This is a genomic window from Shewanella sp. S1-49-MNA-CIBAN-0167, from assembly GCF_040310145.1.
Taxonomy (GTDB): domain Bacteria; phylum Pseudomonadota; class Gammaproteobacteria; order Enterobacterales; family Shewanellaceae; genus Shewanella; species Shewanella psychromarinicola.
Genome location: NZ_JBEOPO010000366.1, coordinates 1 through 257 on the forward strand (window position 1 = coordinate 1; position 257 = coordinate 257).

A 257-nucleotide genomic window follows, 5' to 3' on the forward strand; every position below is an offset into this window, starting at 1 on the left:
ATATACACCAAAAGACACCAGTGAAGTTATTGCGACCTGGAAAGTGTTTAATGATACCGACAAGCAGATGAGCTTAGACGACATCAGTGATTTTATTGAACAAGGACAATATCCCGGTGAAGCTGATTATCGCTACGGTCGTGCAAAAGCTTGGTTACAAGCCAAAATGGCCAATGCCAGCCCCGATGCGCAGACCTATTATTTATATGCTCGAGTATTACAGCATCAACACCAATTTGATCGGGCGATAAAGGCGT

At 43.6% G+C, this 257-nt stretch carries 1 pseudogene; it reads left to right on the plus strand.

The annotated features are described in order from the left end of the window. A pseudogene (locus tag AAEZ00_RS21650) lies at positions 1-257 on the plus strand (hypothetical protein); the annotation flags it as partial.